18 protein-coding genes and 1 tRNA gene are annotated in these 16,523 nt (G+C 65.2%); 7 read left to right on the top strand and 12 right to left on the bottom strand.

Features of this window, described 5'->3' with window-relative positions:
• Positions 1 to 331 (bottom strand): fumarylacetoacetate hydrolase family protein (locus AC1DT2_RS05550; RefSeq protein WP_477294976.1); only part of this gene is annotated, 331 nt, incomplete at its 3' end.
• 120 nt (positions 332 to 451) lie between these two features.
• Between AC1DT2_RS05550 and AC1DT2_RS05545 the strand changes: the two genes are divergently transcribed.
• Genes AC1DT2_RS05545 through AC1DT2_RS05530 form a run of 4 tightly spaced genes read left to right on the top strand, consistent with a single transcriptional unit; the run spans position 452 to position 4,929 of the window.
• Positions 452 to 1,708 carry an efflux RND transporter periplasmic adaptor subunit gene (locus tag AC1DT2_RS05545; protein WP_477294974.1) on the top strand — a complete coding sequence of 419 codons (1,257 nt, stop codon included), beginning with the start codon at positions 452 to 454 and terminating at the stop codon, positions 1,706 to 1,708.
• A gap of 19 nt (positions 1,709 to 1,727) precedes the next feature.
• Positions 1,728 to 2,414: an ABC transporter ATP-binding protein gene (locus AC1DT2_RS05540; protein WP_477294972.1), complete on the top strand. Its 687-nt coding sequence runs from the start codon at positions 1,728 to 1,730 to the stop codon at positions 2,412 to 2,414.
• A gap of 15 nt (positions 2,415 to 2,429) precedes the next feature.
• Positions 2,430 to 3,596, top strand: coding sequence for an ABC transporter permease (locus AC1DT2_RS05535; RefSeq protein WP_063572926.1), 1,167 nt, complete (start codon positions 2,430 to 2,432; stop codon positions 3,594 to 3,596).
• Between the two features lie 10 nt (positions 3,597 to 3,606).
• The gene (locus AC1DT2_RS05530) at positions 3,607 to 4,929 is read left to right on the top strand and encodes an ABC transporter permease (protein WP_477294969.1); all 1,323 of its coding nucleotides are present in this window, start codon (positions 3,607 to 3,609) and stop codon (positions 4,927 to 4,929) included.
• Between the two features lie 21 nt (positions 4,930 to 4,950).
• Here AC1DT2_RS05530 and AC1DT2_RS05525 read toward each other — a convergent pair whose 3' ends face one another.
• From AC1DT2_RS05525 to AC1DT2_RS05510, 4 genes are all read right to left on the bottom strand, one after another.
• Positions 4,951 to 5,220: a hypothetical protein gene (locus AC1DT2_RS05525; RefSeq protein WP_477294967.1), complete on the bottom strand. Its 270-nt coding sequence runs from the start codon at positions 5,218 to 5,220 to the stop codon at positions 4,951 to 4,953.
• 120 nt (positions 5,221 to 5,340) lie between these two features.
• A complete protein-coding gene (gene yedA / locus AC1DT2_RS05520; protein WP_063572923.1) occupies positions 5,341 to 6,249 on the bottom strand; it encodes a drug/metabolite exporter YedA in 909 nt (302 codons plus the stop codon).
• Positions 6,250 to 6,317: 68 nt separating this feature from the next.
• On the bottom strand, positions 6,318 to 7,196 hold the full coding sequence (locus AC1DT2_RS05515; protein ID WP_477294965.1) for a methylated-DNA--[protein]-cysteine S-methyltransferase: 879 nt from the start codon (positions 7,194 to 7,196) through the stop codon (positions 6,318 to 6,320).
• A gap of 73 nt (positions 7,197 to 7,269) precedes the next feature.
• Positions 7,270 to 7,557 (bottom strand): hypothetical protein, encoded by a 288-nt coding sequence (locus tag AC1DT2_RS05510; RefSeq protein WP_063574385.1) that lies wholly within the window; start codon positions 7,555 to 7,557, stop codon positions 7,270 to 7,272.
• 79 nt (positions 7,558 to 7,636) lie between these two features.
• On the opposite strand from AC1DT2_RS05510, the gene AC1DT2_RS05505 reads away from it, so the two are divergent.
• On the top strand, positions 7,637 to 7,978 hold the full coding sequence (locus AC1DT2_RS05505; protein WP_477294963.1) for a Rieske (2Fe-2S) protein: 342 nt from the start codon (positions 7,637 to 7,639) through the stop codon (positions 7,976 to 7,978).
• A gap of 39 nt (positions 7,979 to 8,017) precedes the next feature.
• On the opposite strand, the gene AC1DT2_RS05500 is transcribed toward AC1DT2_RS05505, so the two are convergent.
• From AC1DT2_RS05500 to AC1DT2_RS05475, 6 genes are all read right to left on the bottom strand, one after another.
• Positions 8,018 to 9,835: an SLC13 family permease gene (locus AC1DT2_RS05500; RefSeq protein ID WP_063571199.1), complete on the bottom strand. Its 1,818-nt coding sequence runs from the start codon at positions 9,833 to 9,835 to the stop codon at positions 8,018 to 8,020.
• 163 nt (positions 9,836 to 9,998) lie between these two features.
• Positions 9,999 to 11,732: a ubiquinone-dependent pyruvate dehydrogenase gene (gene poxB, locus AC1DT2_RS05495; RefSeq protein WP_477294961.1), complete on the bottom strand. Its 1,734-nt coding sequence runs from the start codon at positions 11,730 to 11,732 to the stop codon at positions 9,999 to 10,001.
• Between the two features lie 47 nt (positions 11,733 to 11,779).
• Entirely contained in the window at positions 11,780 to 12,505 is a 726-nt protein-coding gene (gene trmB, locus AC1DT2_RS05490; RefSeq protein ID WP_477294959.1) for a tRNA (guanosine(46)-N7)-methyltransferase TrmB, read from the bottom strand.
• 1 nt (position 12,506) lies between these two features.
• Entirely contained in the window at positions 12,507 to 13,307 is an 801-nt protein-coding gene (locus tag AC1DT2_RS05485) for a thiazole synthase (protein WP_477294957.1), read from the bottom strand.
• Positions 13,308 to 13,334: 27 nt separating this feature from the next.
• Positions 13,335 to 13,535, bottom strand: coding sequence for a sulfur carrier protein ThiS (thiS, locus tag AC1DT2_RS05480; RefSeq protein WP_477294955.1), 201 nt, complete (start codon positions 13,533 to 13,535; stop codon positions 13,335 to 13,337).
• 45 nt (positions 13,536 to 13,580) lie between these two features.
• Positions 13,581 to 14,339 (bottom strand): hypothetical protein, encoded by a 759-nt coding sequence (locus AC1DT2_RS05475; protein WP_477294953.1) that lies wholly within the window; start codon positions 14,337 to 14,339, stop codon positions 13,581 to 13,583.
• Positions 14,340 to 14,474: 135 nt separating this feature from the next.
• On the opposite strand from AC1DT2_RS05475, the gene AC1DT2_RS05470 reads away from it, so the two are divergent.
• Both AC1DT2_RS05470 and AC1DT2_RS05465 read left to right on the top strand, forming a co-directional pair.
• Positions 14,475 to 14,548 (top strand) — tRNA-Gly (locus AC1DT2_RS05470).
• Positions 14,549 to 14,851: 303 nt separating this feature from the next.
• Entirely contained in the window at positions 14,852 to 15,409 is a 558-nt protein-coding gene (locus AC1DT2_RS05465; RefSeq protein ID WP_477294951.1) for a hypothetical protein, read from the top strand.
• A 145-nt stretch (positions 15,410 to 15,554) separates the two neighbouring features.
• Here the strand turns inward: AC1DT2_RS05465 and AC1DT2_RS05460 are convergent.
• The coding region (locus AC1DT2_RS05460) for an XVIPCD domain-containing protein (protein WP_477294949.1) at positions 15,555 to 16,523 on the bottom strand (969 nt) is incomplete at its 5' end.

Here is a 16,523-nt window from a genome sequence, read left to right as displayed (position 1 = left end):
GGTCCAGGCCGACGCCGTAGCCCCAGACCAGCTTGCCGGCCTGCTCGACGGAAAGGTCCGAACCGCCGGCACCCAGGGCCACCACCATTTCCACTTCGTGGTGGAGATCGCTGGTTGCCGAGGGGTAGGGCACGTCGGCGCCGTCGGTGACGATGGCATCGGCCGGCTTGGTGAAGAACATCGGGTTCGACATGTCGACCGACGCGCCCATTTCACGGGCATGGTCGGCGTAGTTTCGGCCGATGCAGAAAATACGGCGGACCGGGAAACGCGCAGTCTGGCCGAGGACGGGGATGCTCGGCTGGGCCGGCGCGGGGATGATCGTATTCATCCCATCAGGTTAGCAGGTGACACCTGTCACGGCAGATGACTGATGGGCGGAAGTGGTGCAGCGTCGCCTCGGGTCGCATGATCCTGCCATCAGGTGGGACCGCAGGGGACAGAGGGAAGCATGAATTCGAACGCCGAGCTGCTGAGGCAGCTGAAGATCGATAAATCGCACAAGGAAGCCCACGGGGGTGGGGGTGGCGGCAAGGGAATCCGGCTCGCGCTGGTCACGGTCGGGGTGGTCGCCGTCCTGCTCGCGGTCGGTGCCGGTGCATGGGCCTTCATCACCCATCGCCCGGTCGAGGTAAAGACCGCTACGGCCGTGTCGCCCTCTGCCAATACGGAGGCCGGGGCGGTGCTCCAGGCCACCGGGTACGTGACGGCTCGCCGCCAGGCAACTGTCTCCGCGCAGATCACCGGCGCCCTGACCGAAGTGCTGATCGAAGAAGGCGACCGTGTAAAGAAGGGTCAGGTGCTGGCCCGCCTCGAGGACAACGCCCTGCGCGCCAGTCTGGACGCTGCCCGGGCAAGCGCGGCGGCGGCCCATGCCACCGTGGCCCAGACCCAGGCCCAGCTCGACCAGGACTTGCGCGACGCCGACCGCGCCGAGGCGCTCGTCGGGCGCGGCCTGGTATCCAAGCAGGTATCGGAACAGGCCCGCACCCAGGCAAACACCTTTCGCGCGCAGCTCAACACGGCGCGGCGCCAGGCCGACTCCGCCGATGCGCAGGTCCAGGTCGGGCAGGTCAACCTCGACTACACCGTGGTTCGCGCCCCGTTCGATGGGGTGATCACGGACAAGGCGGCCCAGGTCGGCGAGATCATCTCGCCCCTCTCGGCCGGCGGTGGTTTCACGCGGACCGGCGTCGGCACCATCGTCGACATGGATTCGCTTGAGATCGATGTGGACGTCAACGAGGCCTATATCGGCCGCGTGCAGCCGGACATGCCTGCGGAAGCCGTCCTCGACGCTTATCCCGACTGGAAGATTCCCGCCCATGTCATCGCCATCGTGCCGGCCGCCGATCGTGGCAAGGCCACCGTGAAGGTACGCGTCGCGCTGGAGCACAAGGACGGCCGCATCGTCCCCGACATGGGCGTGCGTGTTTCCTTCCTCGAGCGTCGGGCACCGGCCCAGTCCGTGGCGCCAAAGGGGGTCTTCGTTCCCGCCGCGGCCGTCGTGCAGCGCGATGGCCATGACATCGTTTTCGTCATTGCCGACAACACAGCGAAGCGCCGGCCCGTGACTTCCGTGAAGCCGGCCAGCGGCGACATGCGCCTGGTTACCGACGGCGTGACCATGGGCGAAACCGTCGTCGTCGCACCGCCCGAATCCCTCGCCGACGGCACCRCCGTCAGCATCGCTAAAACCTCACCCTGACGCGTCCGGAGACATAACGATGGCTACCCTGATCGACATCCAGGATCTCTCGAAGGTCTATGAGCGCGGCCGGCAGAAGGTCGAGGTGCTGCACGGTGTGAACCTGAAGATCGAGGAGGGTGATTTCCTCGCGCTGATGGGACCATCGGGCTCGGGCAAGACCACCCTGTTGAACCTGATCGGCGGGCTGGATACGCCGACCGGCGGCAGCATCACGGTCGCCGGCGAACGTATCGATCAGCTCGGCTCGGGCGCGCTGGCCAAGTGGCGCGCCGCGCACGTCGGGTTCGTCTTTCAGTTCTACAACCTCATGCCCATGCTTACCGGCCAGCGCAACGTGGAACTGCCCTTGCTGTTGACCAAGCTGTCGGCGGCACAGCGCAAGCAGAACGCGTCCATCGCACTGCAGCTGGTCGGTCTTTCCGATCGTGCCACGCACAAGCCCTCCGAGCTTTCCGGCGGYSAGCAGCAGCGCGTGGCGATCGCGCGCGCCATCGTGTCCGATCCCACGCTGCTGGTCTGCGACGAGCCGACAGGCGATCTGGACCGCCAGTCTGCCGAAGACATCCTCGGGCTGCTGCGTGAGCTCAATCGGGAGCACGGAAAAACCATTGTCATGGTGACCCACGATCCCAAGGCGGCCGAGTACGCCAACCACACGCTGCATCTCGACAAGGGTTCCCTTGTCGAGCAAGCCGTGGCCTGAGCGAGGAATGCCGGCATGAAATACATGCATCTCATCTGGGCAGCGTTGTTCCGGCGCAAGTCCCGCACGTTCCTCACCCTGGTCTCGATCCTCGCCGCCTTCCTTCTGTTCGGCATGCTCGACGCCACGCGTGCGGCTTTCGACTCAGGTGACAGCGTAATCGGTGTGGATCGCCTGATCACCACCTCGCGTTACTCGATCATCCAGTCCCTGCCGGCGAGCCTGCAGACGCGCATGGAGGCCATCCCCGGAGTGAAGTCCGTGGGCTATGCGAACTGGTTCGGTGGCATTTACCAGGACCCGAAGAACTTCGTGCTCAGTTTCGCCGTCAGCGACAACTACCTCGACATCTACCGCGAGATGGAATTGCCGGCGGATCAACGCAAGGCTTTCGAGACGACGCGGACAGGTGCCGTCGTGGGCGAAGCGTTGGCGAAACGTTTCGGCTGGAAGGTAGGCGACAAGATTCCCCTGCAGTCGACGATTTTCCCTCAGCGTAACGGTGACAAGACCTGGCCGTTCGACATCGTCGGCATCTACACGCCAGCCAAGGGCGCCGCCAACGGCACGGACCAGCAATTCTTCTTTCATCACAAGTATTTCGAAGATGCCAACGCGTTCCACAGCGTCGGTACGACGGTGGGCTGGTACGTGGTGAAGCTCACCTCCGCCGACAAGGCGGACAGCGTGGCAAAGGCAATCGATGCCTTGTCGGCCAATTCGGACCATGAAACCAAGACGCAGACGGAACAGGCTTTCAACGCCTCGTTCGCCAAGCAACTCGGCGACATCGGACTTATCGTTTCGGCGATCATGGGCGCGGTGTTCTTCACGCTTATCCTGCTGACCGGAAACACCATGGCGCAGGCCGTACGCGAACGCACGAACGAACTCGCCGTCCTGAAGACCATCGGCTTCTCCAGTCAGAGCGTGCTCGGCATGGTGCTTGCGGAAGGTGTGCTGCTGCTGGTCCTGGGCGGCGTGCTGGGACTGGCGGCTGCCGGAGTCGTGGTGCCTATCGTCACGACGATGAGCGGCGGCGCGCTCAACCTACCGCCCATCGGTGCTTCCACGTGGATCCTCGGTCTCGTGTTGATGGTGGTGATCGGCGCGCTCGTCGGTGCCTTGCCTGCCATCCGTGCGATGCGTCTCAACATCGTCGACGCGCTCGCCGGGCGCTGAGGAATACGACATGAAATCGATGAAGAAACTCGGCTTCGGCCTGTTGATGCTCCTGATCGTCGCCGCTTTCCTCGCGCTGTGGATCGCACTGCCGTGGCAAGGCATCGCGGCGCTGGCGGTGATCCTCGTGCTGTGGATGGCGCTTACCCGACGTGGCCGGCAGACTTGGCAGGTGACCCGTGTGGGACTCGCCACCGTGACCCAGCGACTGGGTTCGTCATCCGTCGTGGTGGTCGGGATTGCCGGTGTCGTCGGTGTACTCGTGGCCATGCTCGCGATGAGCGACGGCTTCGCCGAGACACTCCGCTCCACCGGCAACGACCGCACCGCCATCGTGCTGCGCGGCGGATCGCAGGCGGAGCTCAACTCCATCCTCGATCGCGACAGTGCCAACGTCGTGATGCAGGCGCCGGGCGTAAAAAAGGATGCGCAAGGCAAGCCGATCGCGTCGGGCGAACTCGTGGTCGTCGCCAACCTGCCGCGCAAGGGCGACCCGAACAGCGATTCCAACGTGCCGATTCGTGGCGTGAGTGACGATGTCTGGACGCTCAGGGACCAGGTGAAGATCGTCGAAGGTCGGAAGTTCCGACCCGGCCTGGGTGAGATCATCGTTGGCAAAGGGGCGAAAGCGCAGTTCGACGGTATCGATGTCGGCAAAACCCTCCGCCTTGTCGGGCAGACCTGGACGGTGGTCGGTGTGTTCGAATCCCACGACGCCCTCGAGTCTGAGCTGTGGGCCGATACGCAAAGCGTGGCCTCTGCCTATCGGCGCGGCAGCAGCGTGCAGTCGGTCACGGTCATGCTGGACTCGCCCGCCGCCTTCGACACCTTCAAGGCCAACCTCGTCGCCGATCCGCGGCTCAAGGTGGACGTCAGCACGACACAGGATTACTTCAGCAAGCAATCCGAAGGCCTGACCAAGGTGCTGCGCGCGGTGGGCATTACGGTGGGCGTCATCATGGCCATCGGTGCGATCTTCGGGGCGCTCAATACGATGTTCGCCGCGATCCAGGCACGGGCCCGCGAGATCGCCACGTTGCGTGCCATCGGCTTTCGCGGGGTCCCCGTCGTGGTCTCGGTCATGCTCGAAACGATGATGCTCGCCCTTCTCGGTGGACTCATCGGGGCGGGCGTGGTGTGGCTCGTCTTCAACGGCTATACCACGTCGACGCTTGGCGCCAACTTCAGCCAGGTGGTGTTCCGCTTCCATGTCAGCGGAGAACTGCTGTGGACGGGCATCAAGTGGGCGCTCGCCATCGGGTTCATCGGCGGGCTGTTCCCGGCACTGCGTGCCGCGCGCGTGCCGGTCACCACGGCACTGCGCGAACTCTGAGGCGAACCCCTGCGCGAAGCCCTAAAAGACTTCGCTTCGTTCGTGCAGGCCCGCCTCGCTTTGCTCGATGCAGGCGTGTGCATGCATCAGCCATCGACCGCCGCGGTCGAGGCAGGCGTCGTACTCCAGGTAATCCGCGACGGGCGAGGAGGCGCCCGTCGCTGGCCCCTCCCTAAAGGTCTGGCACGAGGCCACGGCGAGGATGGCGATGCCGAAGAGGGTGCCGCCGCGTGCGCAGCACAGGTACACGCGCCGCGAACACCGCGACGATTTCGGGGTAAGACGGGACATCGGGCGCTCCTGCGACTGAGAACCCGAGCCTAGGTGTCGCTATCGCGGACAAACATCGAATAATTCTGAAAAGTGCCCTACATGGGCCATTTATGCGACGGATTTCACAAACTGCGGCCTTCAGGCCTTGCGCGTACGCATCATTGTGATAATGCCGACGCCCACCAGGATGATGGCCATGCCGGCCAGATCGAAGGGACCGACATGTTCGCCGGCCACGGCGACGCCGAACAGCACAGCCACCGGTGGGTTGACGTAGGCGTAGCTCGTGGCCAGCGCCGGGCGCACTGTTTTCAGCACGTAGAGGTAGGCGCTGAAGGCGACGATGGAGCCGAACACGATGAGGTAGCCCAGGGCGACCGTGGCGCCGACCTGCGGATGAGCGGGGAAACGCTCGCCATGAAGCAGGGCGATGATCGAAAGCGAAACGCTTGCACAGAGCATCTGCGCCGCGGTGTTCATCGGCCCCGACGGCATGTCCTGGCGCTTGGACCACACCGAGCCGAAGGCCCACGCCATGGCGGCACAGATCAGTGCGATCGCACCGAGCGGTGACCCGGACAACCCGGCGCCGAGATTGAGCACGACGACGCCGACGAAACCCAGCATCAGGCCGATCGTTTCTCCACGGGTGGGCCATTCGCGATAAAGGCCGCCGAACACCGCCGCGAACAGCGGCATGCTCGCCACCGCGACCGCGGCGATACCCGAACTCACCGATTGCTCGGCGAAACAGACCAGTCCGTTCCCACCAGCGAGGAGCAAGGTGCCGACGATGGCTGCGTTCTTCCACTGGCGGGCCGTCGGCAACGTGACACCACGCAGGCGCAGCACGGCGAACAGCACCACACCGGCAATGGCGAAGCGGATCGCCGCGAGCATGAAGGGGGGATAGCTCACCAGCGCATAGCGAATGCCGAGATAAGTCGAGCCCCAGATCAGGTACATCGACAGCAATGACAGCGGCACCAGCCAGCGGGGGCTGGCGGCGGCGGGAGCTTCTTGCGCGGTACAGGCGGCGTCGGACATGGGCGATCCAGGGTGAATCCGGAACGATATCGTCGCCGCGGGTGCGGCGGTAGCGAAACGTTCGAAGGTCAGCCTTGAGCGGCGCTCATGGCACGCTCCGTGGCCAGCAGTTGCCGTTTGATTTCCATGCCCCATCGCCAGCCGCCGAGGCTGCCGTCTTCGCGGATGATCCGGTGGCAGGGGACCAGCAGGGCGAGCTTGTTGCTGCCGCAGGCGCGACCGATGGCTCGCGCGGCCTTGGGTACGCCAAGTTTGGCGGCGAGCTCGCCGTAGCTCAGGGTTTCGCCGCGCGGTATCCGCGTCAGCGCATCCCAGACGCGCCACTGGAATGCGGTCGCGGCCACATCGATGGGCGGCATCGCCGGCGTGTCGCCGTCATCCCAACCGAGATCGCGGGCGACGCGAGCGATCACGGCGTCGAGCCATTCGTCGCGACCTTCGTCCACGCGCTCGCGTTCCGCGAGGGGAAATTCATCCGCGAGCCGCGTTTCCAGGGCGGTATCGTCATCGCCGAGCGTGACCGAGCAGATGCCTTTCGCCGTCGTGGCGACCAGCAGGCGGCCGAGTGACGTACCGGTGGTGGTGTAGCGGATCGAGGCGCCCGCGCCGCCTGCACGGTAGCTGGCTGGCGTCATGCCGAGCCGGCGGTCGCTTTCCTCATACACGCGGCTGCCGGAGCCGAAACCGGCCTCATAGACGGCGTCGGTGACCGCGGCACCGTCACGAAGCGCCTCGCGGAGCTGGCCAAAACGGCGCGCGCGGGCGTACTCGGCCGGACTTACCCCGTAACGGCGACGGAAGGCGCGTTGCAGATGGGTGGGGCTGAGCCCTGCGACGGCCGCAAGCGTGGCGAGGTCGCTGGCGCCGTCCTCGCTGTCGAGCGTGGCGCGGGCACGTTCGAGAGCATCGTCGGTGGCGCTGTGCATGAACTGGACCTGGGTTTTCATCGTGGTCTCCACTCGTTGGAGACCAGCGTAGGCGGGGCGAAGCCCCGTCACCATCCGCTTCTTGCGCGCGGTTTTAGTGGTGGACCGGATCGCGCTGGTGGATCACCACGAACTCGCCCTCGAGGACCTTGGGATCGTCGGTGGGGCGCGTGACTGACGGCTGGGCTGCCGCGGGACGGCCACCGCGGGCAAGCTTCCACTGGCGCACGGCCAGGAACACCAGGCCACCGGCCAGCAGGACGCCGATGACGACCACGCCGAACACCAACAGGACGCCGAGCACGGCCAGACCGGCCACGACGGACAAGGCGCGGGCGAGCGGATTTCGCGAGCGGCGAACGGGCGGGAAGACGAAGCGCATTGGTTAAAAATCCGTATGGCACAATGACATGCGTGGTTCCCCTTTACCTTGGGGCAACCCACCCCCACAGACAAGTGCCATGACTCCTAACGCCGATACCCCTCCCCTCTGCCTCCTKGCGGACATTCCCGACGGCAACGCCATCGAGGTCGACGCCGTCGTCAACAGCGAGGTGGAGTCGCTCATGGTCTACCGGCATGGCGATGAGGCTCGCGCCTATTTCAACGTCTGTCCGCACGCGGGCCGGCGGCTCGATTACGCGCCGGGCCGGTTCCTCGTGCGCAACGGGACGATCATCTGCGCGGCGCACGGCGCCACCTTCACGGCCGACACCGGCGACTGCACTGCGGGACCCTGCCGGGGCGATCGCCTGCGTGCGGTACCGGTGACGGTGCTCGATGGCGCGGTGCGGCTGACCTGAGAAATTTCGCGGCTCAGCGGCTGCCCCTAGCGGCTGCCCTTAGCGATACATGAAGTTGATCGTGACCAGGGTCAGGGTCAGCACRATGATCGTCAGGGGCAGGCCGACGCGCAGGAAATCCCGGGCGCGGTAACCGCCCGGGCCGGCCACCATCATGAGTGCCGGATGGCCGGAAGGCAGCAGGAACGTATTCGACGAGGATACGGCCACGATGAGCGCGTAAGCCGAGGGGTTACCCCCGGTGCTCACCGCCACGCTGATGGCGATCGGCACCATCATCACGGTCGCGCCCACGTTCGACATGACCTGCGAGAACATCAGGGTGAGTACGGCGATGGACAGCTGCAGGGTCCACTGCGGCGCATGGCCGAGCACGGCCAGGACTTCCTGGGCGATCCACGAGGCGGTGCCGGTGGAATCCATCGACCAGCCCAGCGGAATCAGGCAGGCCGTGACGAAGATGGTCTTCCAGTTGATGGCCTTATAGGCCTCGTCCATGTTCAGCACGCCGGTGAGAAGCATGCCGACGGCACCGGTCATCATTGCCACGGACAGGTCGAGGTGGGTGAACAGTGCCAGGCACTTCGCCAGCACGAAGAAGAAGACGGCTTGCCAGATCTTGCCGGGACGCGCCTCTTCCTTGGGCACGTCCGTGACCACCACGAAGTCGCGGTCTTCCTCGGCCAGTATCAGGTCGCGCCACTTGCTGTGCAGCACCAGCGTGTCGCCGGCGCGCAGGCTTACCGAGCGGACGTCCTCGCGGAAGACTTCGTCGCCGCGATTCACCGCAAGCACGGAAATACCGAAGCGCTTGCGCAGGCGCAGTTCGCCGACGGTTTGCTTGATGAAGCGCGAGCTCGGCGGTACCACCGCCTCGGAAATACCGGCGCGCGTGGTGTTGAATTGCTCGCCGAGCTGGCGCATGCGCATGGATACGCGGCATAACTGGTTGTTCGCGAACGCATTGATGGCGTCGCGAGGGGCCAGTACGCCGAGCACCGTACCGACCCAGATCATCTGATCGGACGGTGGCGCGACACGGCTCTCGTTGCCGTTCTTGATGGCCAGGATGAGCGGAGCTCCGTGCAACTGCTCCACTTCGCCGATGCTCATGCCGACCAGCGGACTCTCCGCCGTGACGGTGAGTTCGGCGGTTTCACCGACGATGCCATAAGTATCGGCGAAGTAGCTCTCCGTGCGGCCAGGTGTCACCTTGAGGCGATCGTCTTCGCGCTCGGGCAGGAGCTTGCGGGTGAACAGGTAAAAGAACAGCACGCCAACCACGGCCAGTACCAGACCCACCGGGGTCACGCTGAACAGGCCGAACTTCGGGATGGTGTGCGCGCCCGGAGGCAGGTTGCTGTTCGCGCTGGCGATCAGGTCGTTGAGGACGATCAGTGGCGAGTTGGCGATCAGCGTGGTGTTGGTGGCGGTGAGGATGCAGAACGCCATGGGCAACAGCAGGCGCGACATCGGCACGCCCGTACGGGCGGACAGGCGGCTGGTCACGGGAATCATCAGTGCCGCCAGCGCCTGGCTGGGAATGACCGCGCTGAACAGGCTGGTGACGCTGTTCACCACCACCCCCAGTCGCGACTCCACCCCGCGTGCCATGCGCATGACGAAGGCCGCGGTGAGGTTGAGCACGCCGGCGCGGTCGAGGCCCGCGCCCATGATCATGATCGCGATGATCGCGATGACGGCGTTACCGGCGAAGCCGTTGAACACCTGGTCGCCGGGAATCAGGCCGGTCAGGCCGATCGTGACCACGACGAGCAGGGCCACCATATCGGCCCGGATCCACTCCAGAACGAGCATGAGCATGGTGAAGCCCACCAGGCCCAGCACAAGCATCATTTCGGGAGTGAGGGTAAGAGCCACTAGCCGGCTATCCGGATCCGGTCGGTTGGGACGTGCGGTGGCATGGTCTTGCCAGGCGGCGATTGATGCCGCAGGAGTATACGCGTTGGGGGTGGCTCCCGGCTGAAGCGGGCCGTGATACGGCCCGCTTTTCGGGTCCTCAACGACTCAGGTTGCTCAGGGCCAGGTCGATGATCGAATCACCGCGTCCGCTCATTACAGCCTTCAACGCATACAGGCTGAAACCCTTCACCTGCTCGCCGCTGATTTTCGGTGGCATGGACAGTTCGAGGCGATTGCTGACCACGTCAAGAAGGGCAGGGCCGTCGTGCGAAAGCACCTCGGCGACGGCCGAGGGCAGATCACTGGCGCGGGTGACGCGACGGCCGTGGATGCCCATCGCATTCGCCATGGCGGCGAAATCCGGGTTCTTCAGTTCCACGCCGGTTTCCAATAGTCCGGCGGCCTTCATTTCCAGCTCGACGAAGCCCAGGGTGCCGTTATTGAGCACGATCACCTTCACCGGGAGGCCTTGCTGGGCGAGGGTGATGAAGTCACCCATCAGCATGGTGAAGCCGCCGTCGCCTGAGAGCGAGACGACCTGGCGATCCGGATGCGACGCCTGTGCGCCGATGGCCTGAGGCATGGCGTTGGCCATCGAGCCGTGCACGAAGGACCCCAGCAGACGGCGCTTGCCGTTCATGCGCAGGTAGCGCGCGGCCCACACGGTGGGCGTGCCGACGTCCACAGTGAAGATCGCGTCCTCTTCCGCCAGCTCGCTGACCAGGCGCGTGAGCTGTTGCGGATGGATCAGGTCGTGGCCGGGTTCGATCACGGCGAGTTCGTCCAGATCCTGGCGAGCGCGTGTGTAATGCGCGAGGCAGCGATCGAGATGCCCGCTCACGCGCTTGGGTTCGATGCGGGGAAGCAGGGCGCGGATCGTTTCGGCCACGTCGCCGACGACGCCGAGGTCGACGCGGCATCGCCGACCGATATTGCCGGGGCGCAGATCCACCTGGGCAATCTTTGCGTCCTCCGGATAGAACTGCCGGTACGGGAAGTCGGTGCCAAGCATGAGGAGAGTGTCGCAGTCTTCCATCGCGTAGTAGCCGGAGCTGAAACCGATCAGGCCCGTCATGCCGACGTCGAACGGGTTGTCGTACTCGACGTATTCCTTGCCGCCGAGCGCATGCACGATCGGCGACTTCAGGGCATCGGCCAGGGCGATCAGGTCGTCGTGGGCGCCCGCGGTGCCGCGGCCACAAAGCAGGGTGATGCGCTTGCCTGCGTTGAGCAGGGCGGCGAGGGCATCGAGTTCGCGCTCGGCCGGAATCACCTTGGGCTTGGGCGGTAACAGCCCAGCGGCTGGCGTGACCGCCTTCACGAGTGCCTTGCGCATCGCCACGTCGCCGGGAATCACCACCACGGCCACGCCACGCTGGCCCACCGCGGCGCGGATGGCCGAGTCGAGCACATGGGGCATCTGCGCGGGATCGGACACCATCTCGCAGTACACGCTGCATTCCCGAAACAGCTCGGTCGGATGGGTTTCCTGGAAATAGCCGCTACCGATCTCGGCGCTCGGAATATGTGCGGCGATAGCCAGCACGGGAGTGCGCGAGCGGTTGCAGTCGAACAAGCCGTTGATCAGGTGCAGGTTGCCAGGGCCGCAGCTGCCGGCGCAGACCGCGAGTTCGCCGGTCAACTGGGATTCGCCACCGGCAGCAAACGCGGCGGCCTCTTCATTGCGCACATGCACCCAATCGATGCGGTTGCGTTCGCGCAGGGAATCGGTAATGGCGTTGAGGCTGTCGCCGACCAGGCCGTAAATGCGGCGGACGCCGGCTTCTTCGAGGGTTTCCGCAATCAGATCGGCGACGCTTGAAATGGACATCGGGTGGACTCCGTAAGCACGAAGCCCCCCTTATGCCAGCTAACCGGTCAAGGTGTCGTGGTCAAACCGCGCCATTCGTACAAATAATCCCAGACGCCATGGCCGAGCCGCGTGCCGCGACGCTCGAAGTGGGTCTCGATGCGCCACGCGGGGCGCTCGGCGCTCACGCCCGGGCCGACGCGGTTATGCCAGCCTTCGGCGGCTTCCATCGTCTCGCGCATGTGTTCCGCATACGCCTCCCAGTCGGTGGCCAGGTGGAGCAGGCCGCCCGGGGCCATGCGTGAGGCCAACAGCTGGACGAAGGCCGGCTGGACCAGCCGGCGCTTGTTATGGCGCTTCTTGTGCCAGGGATCGGGAAACCAGATGCGGACTTCGGACAGGCTGCCCGCGGGGATCTCGTGCTCGAGGACCTCGACGGCATCGTGCTTGTAGACGCGCACGTTGCTTGCCTCGCGGGCGGCGAGCGCGTTCATCAGGCGGCCGACACCCGGGCTGTGCACTTCCACGCCGATATAGTCGCGAGCCAGATCATGCTCACTGGCCCAGGCGAGCGCCTCCCCGTTGCCGAAGCCGATTTCAAGCACACGCGGCGCCTCGCGGCCGAACGTCGCGCCGAGATCGCGTTCGCTTGCGTGGTAGTCGAGGCCGAAACGGGACCAGTGATCGTCGAAGGCGCGTTGCTGCGCCGTCGTCATCCGGCCTTCGCGCAGCACGAAGCTGCGAATACGGCGGAGGTAGGGCGCGTCGCCCGTGGTGTCGTCGTCGTGCGTCATGTCAGCCGACCAGTCCGTCGATGGGGCTCGACGCCGAGGCGAAGCGCTTGCGTGGAATGCGGCCCGCGCGGAACGCGGCGCGACCGGCTTCCACGGCAAGCTTCATGGCATGCGCCATCAGCACCGGATTTTTCGCGCCGGCGATCGCCGTGTTCATCAGCACGCCGTCGCAACCCAGTTCCATCGCGATGGCGGCGTCCGACGCGGTACCGACGCCGGCATCCACGATGACCGGCACCTTGGCGTTCTCGATGATCTCGAGCAGGTTGTAGCGGTTCTGGATGCCAAGCCCCGAGCCGATCGGCGCAGCCAGCGGCATGATCGCCGCGCAGCCGATGGCTTCGAGGCGGCGCGCGAGGATCGGATCGTCCGAGGTGTAGACCATGACATCGAAGCCATCCGCGACCAGCTTTTCGGCGGCGACCAGTGTCTGCACCACGTCGGGGTAAAGCGTGCGCTCGTCGCCGAGCACTTCGAGCTTGACCAGATTGTGGCCGTCCAGAAGTTCGCGGGCGAGTCGGCAGGTGCGGACGGCGTCGTCGGCGGTGTAGCAGCCGGCGGTGTTCGGCAGCAGGGTGAAGCGATCCGGCGGCAGCGCGTCGAGCAGGTTGGGCTGGCTCGCGTCCTGGCCGATGTTCACCCGGCGGATGGCAAGGGTGACGATCTGCGCGCCAGCGGCTTCCGTCGCCCGACGGGTCTCGTCGAAATCCTTGTACTTGCCTGTGCCCGTGAGCAGGCGCGAGTAGAACGTGCGTCCGGCAACAGTGAGCAGGTCGTCGCCAGCGGGGGAGTAGTGGTTCATGCGGGGTCTTCCGTCGGTGGGCGCGGCTCAGCCGCCGCCAATGGCATGGACGATCTCGACCCGGTCGCCGTCGGCGAGCAGGTGGGCAGCGTGCTCGCTGCGCGGCACGATCTCGAGGTTCACTTCCACGGCCACGCGCTTACCGGCATAGCCGGCGGCATCGAGCAGGGACGACACGGTTGTGCCAGGCGCGCAATCACGCGCATCGCCATTGAGGGTGATATGCATCCGCCGATTGTAACGGGCGGCCGTAGCCGCCGCGAACAGGAGGTCTCAGCGGCCGTGCCCGTAACCGTAGCCGCCGCCGTTGTTACCACCGCTGCGGAGGGGTATGCCCGTGCCGGGTTGGTTGCCGGTGCCCATGCCGGTTCCGGGCTGGGAGGGGCGATTGGCGTTCACGCCGGTGTTGACGGGAATCGGCTGGGGATAGGCATTCCAGCCGTTGTTGCCGTTGCGGTTCGAGTCGCGGTCCTGCCTGGGTGGCGGAGCGACCTTGACCATCGGCTTGCCGGTCGGCGGCTTGGGCTTCAAGACGACGGAACTCGAGTTGCCGGGCGGCTGGTAGCCGTTGCCGCCGTGGCCGCCACCATTGCCGGGGTAGCCGCCATTCCCTGGGTAGCCGCCGTTGCCGGGATAGCCGCCGTGGTCGTGGTCATGACCGTGGCCGTATCCGTTGCCGCCGCCGTTGCCAGGGTAATTGCCATTTCCGGGGTAGTTGCCGTAGCCGCCCGAATAATAGCCACCACCGTTGGTGTTGGCGGTCTGGTTGTCATAGCCGCCGTTGCCATAGGCCCCGCCCTGGCTGTCATAGCCACCACCCGAAACCTGGCCGTTCACATAAAGCCGGGCGGGCTGGGGCAGGGTCCCGGTGCTCACGGTTTCCCGGCGCTCCGGCGTCGAGGGGCCGGAGATATAGCTGACACCGGGCTTGGGCATATCGGCGGTGGACACCGTTCGGGACTGGGCCGAGGTCGCACCGGCCGCGCCCAAAGCCAGCGCTGCGGTGATGGAAAGCGAGAGCAATCGACGCATGGCCCGGACCTCGTAAGAATTCCCTGGCACGATTATGCGCTTGCCGCCGAGGGCCGGCGGGGCGCCTCCCCGGAGCGTTCAGCCGGGCGCCACCTTTCCCCTCACCGCGCTGACGTATTACCATCCCCTGACGACGCGGGTGTAGCTCAATGGTAGAGCWGYAGCTTCCCAAGCTRMWKACGAGGGTTCGATTCCCTTCACCCGCTCCATAACCTGCTGTAGCCCTTGGGGCGCAACGGTTGCAGGCAATTAGCGATACCCGGAAACGGCCTTCGAATAGGTATCGTTTTGGGTATCGCCTCATGCCAAAGCCCCTCTTTCTCCATCGCCCCGCCGGACTCTACGTCCGCTTCCGTGTGCCTGCTGACCTGCTTGGCGTCGTCGGCTCCCGCTTCCTCGTCCGCCCTCTGAAGATGGTCAAAGGTGACCACGCCCGGGGGCTCTGCTGGAAAAATCTGGCAGCCGGTCCCTCCGGGATGTATTGATGCGGTTGCATTGAAGGAAGGGACAACATGGACCCGATTGCATTCCTCAAAGACAACTGGCCGCTGGTTGTAGCCAACCCGTGGCCATTCATCAGTGTGGCTGCCATCTGCCTCGTCGCCGGATTCGCGTTCGGGCGCTGGGTTGGCAAGTTTGAGAAAGGTCGGGAGCCGAAGACGGCAGGCAATGACCATGTTGCGTCGGCTGCTTTGCCGCAGTCGTTCGAGTACCCGACTACCGGCGGTGCTGGCCGGAACGTTCTTGCGCCGGAAACCATCGCGGTGTTTGGCAGCAAGACCTATGCCTTCGCGGCAAGGATTCCGGCGGGCAAAAAACTGCGGGTCCGCGTGCGGGGTCAGTTCCTCGGAGACAACGCCCAGCCGGGCGGATGGGGCATGAGCGTTTCTAACAGTGCAGGGTGGCGGTATGACCCCTACGACTTCCCCACCCACACGCAGTGGTACAGCGCGGGGCCTGGCGAGGCTGACCTCGACATCCAGTTTTTCCGTGCCGGGAAAGTCACCATTGAAGGGTTTGAGGACGCCGGCCACGCACCCGCCTGGACGAGAAAACTACGGGTCGAATAGCGCGTTACTGTTGAACAGACGTCCAGATGACAGGGAAGCGGGAACCAGACGCGATGTTGTCAGCCCTGAAGACCCAAAGGTGTCAACGCGGCAATTGCATCGGTCAAACCACCGAAAAGAGCGGGGCAGGGCCCCGCCCGTCTTCTCACCTTGTCATCGAAGGTCCGGCCGCTTGCTGGACGTCCGGCGCCACCTGCTGCGGGACCTGCTGCTGGGTCTGTGCCTGCTCTCGCTGCTGGGCGCTGTTTTGCACATGCGCCAATGATTCCTGGCTGCTTTGGGCCAGTGGTGTCTGGACCGCCTGCATGACGTCGACTTCCACGAACTTCTTGAAGGGGGAGTTGAGCTCGCCCTGGATGGCATAGCCACGGTTGGCGTCGTCCGACAACGCGACATGGTCAATGCGGTTGAAGCCGGCAGCTGTAGCAGCCGAAGTCAGGGAGCCCGCGAAGTTTTGCGTGTGCGGTCCCGGCGCGCGGCCCTGCTCCTGGTCAATTCTTGCCACACAGGTGTGGGCTTGCTCGTAAATCCCGTGGGCCGGATGGCGGGCATCGAGCAGGGTGGGGACATTTTGTTGGGAGGTCGCCTGCAGGTGGCCCTTCGCCTCACCGATGGCGGCCATCGTCGCCGGTCCTGCCACCCCGTCCGGTTTCAACCCGTGCGCTGTCTGGAAGGCTTCCACGGCTTCTTTGGTGTGTGGCCCGAAGTGCTTGTCCGGATGGATGGTGCTGCCGTCTCGCGCCGTGATGCCGAGGGCGGCGAGGTCCGTCTGGAGCGTACCGACGGCGGCGCCACGGTCTTTTTCCCGCAAGACACCGGGGTGGGCGTGGCCTGACGACGCTTGAGCGGGCGCGGCGTGGTTGGCCGGATGAGAGGCCTTCAGGGCAGCCACCTGTTCTTCCGTCATCACGGGCGTCGGCGTGACGGTCCCGGCTTTCCATGACTCAAAGTGGGCGATGYCGTYGAGCAGGGCACTCGTTTCGGCCGCTGTCATGTCCTTGACCTTCTTGCCGTGCAGGTCCTGGCCTTCTGCAGCTGCGACCTTGTAGATGTCGTTGGCCTGTGCCTCGTAGTGCACYGGGCCACTGTAATCGGGTTTCGAATAGTCCCGGAT

It is taken from the genome of Luteibacter sp. P4_E6 (assembly GCF_056401535.1).
The sequence above is the reverse complement of the archived record's forward strand: the minus strand, read 5'-3'. Positions and strand labels throughout refer to the sequence as shown.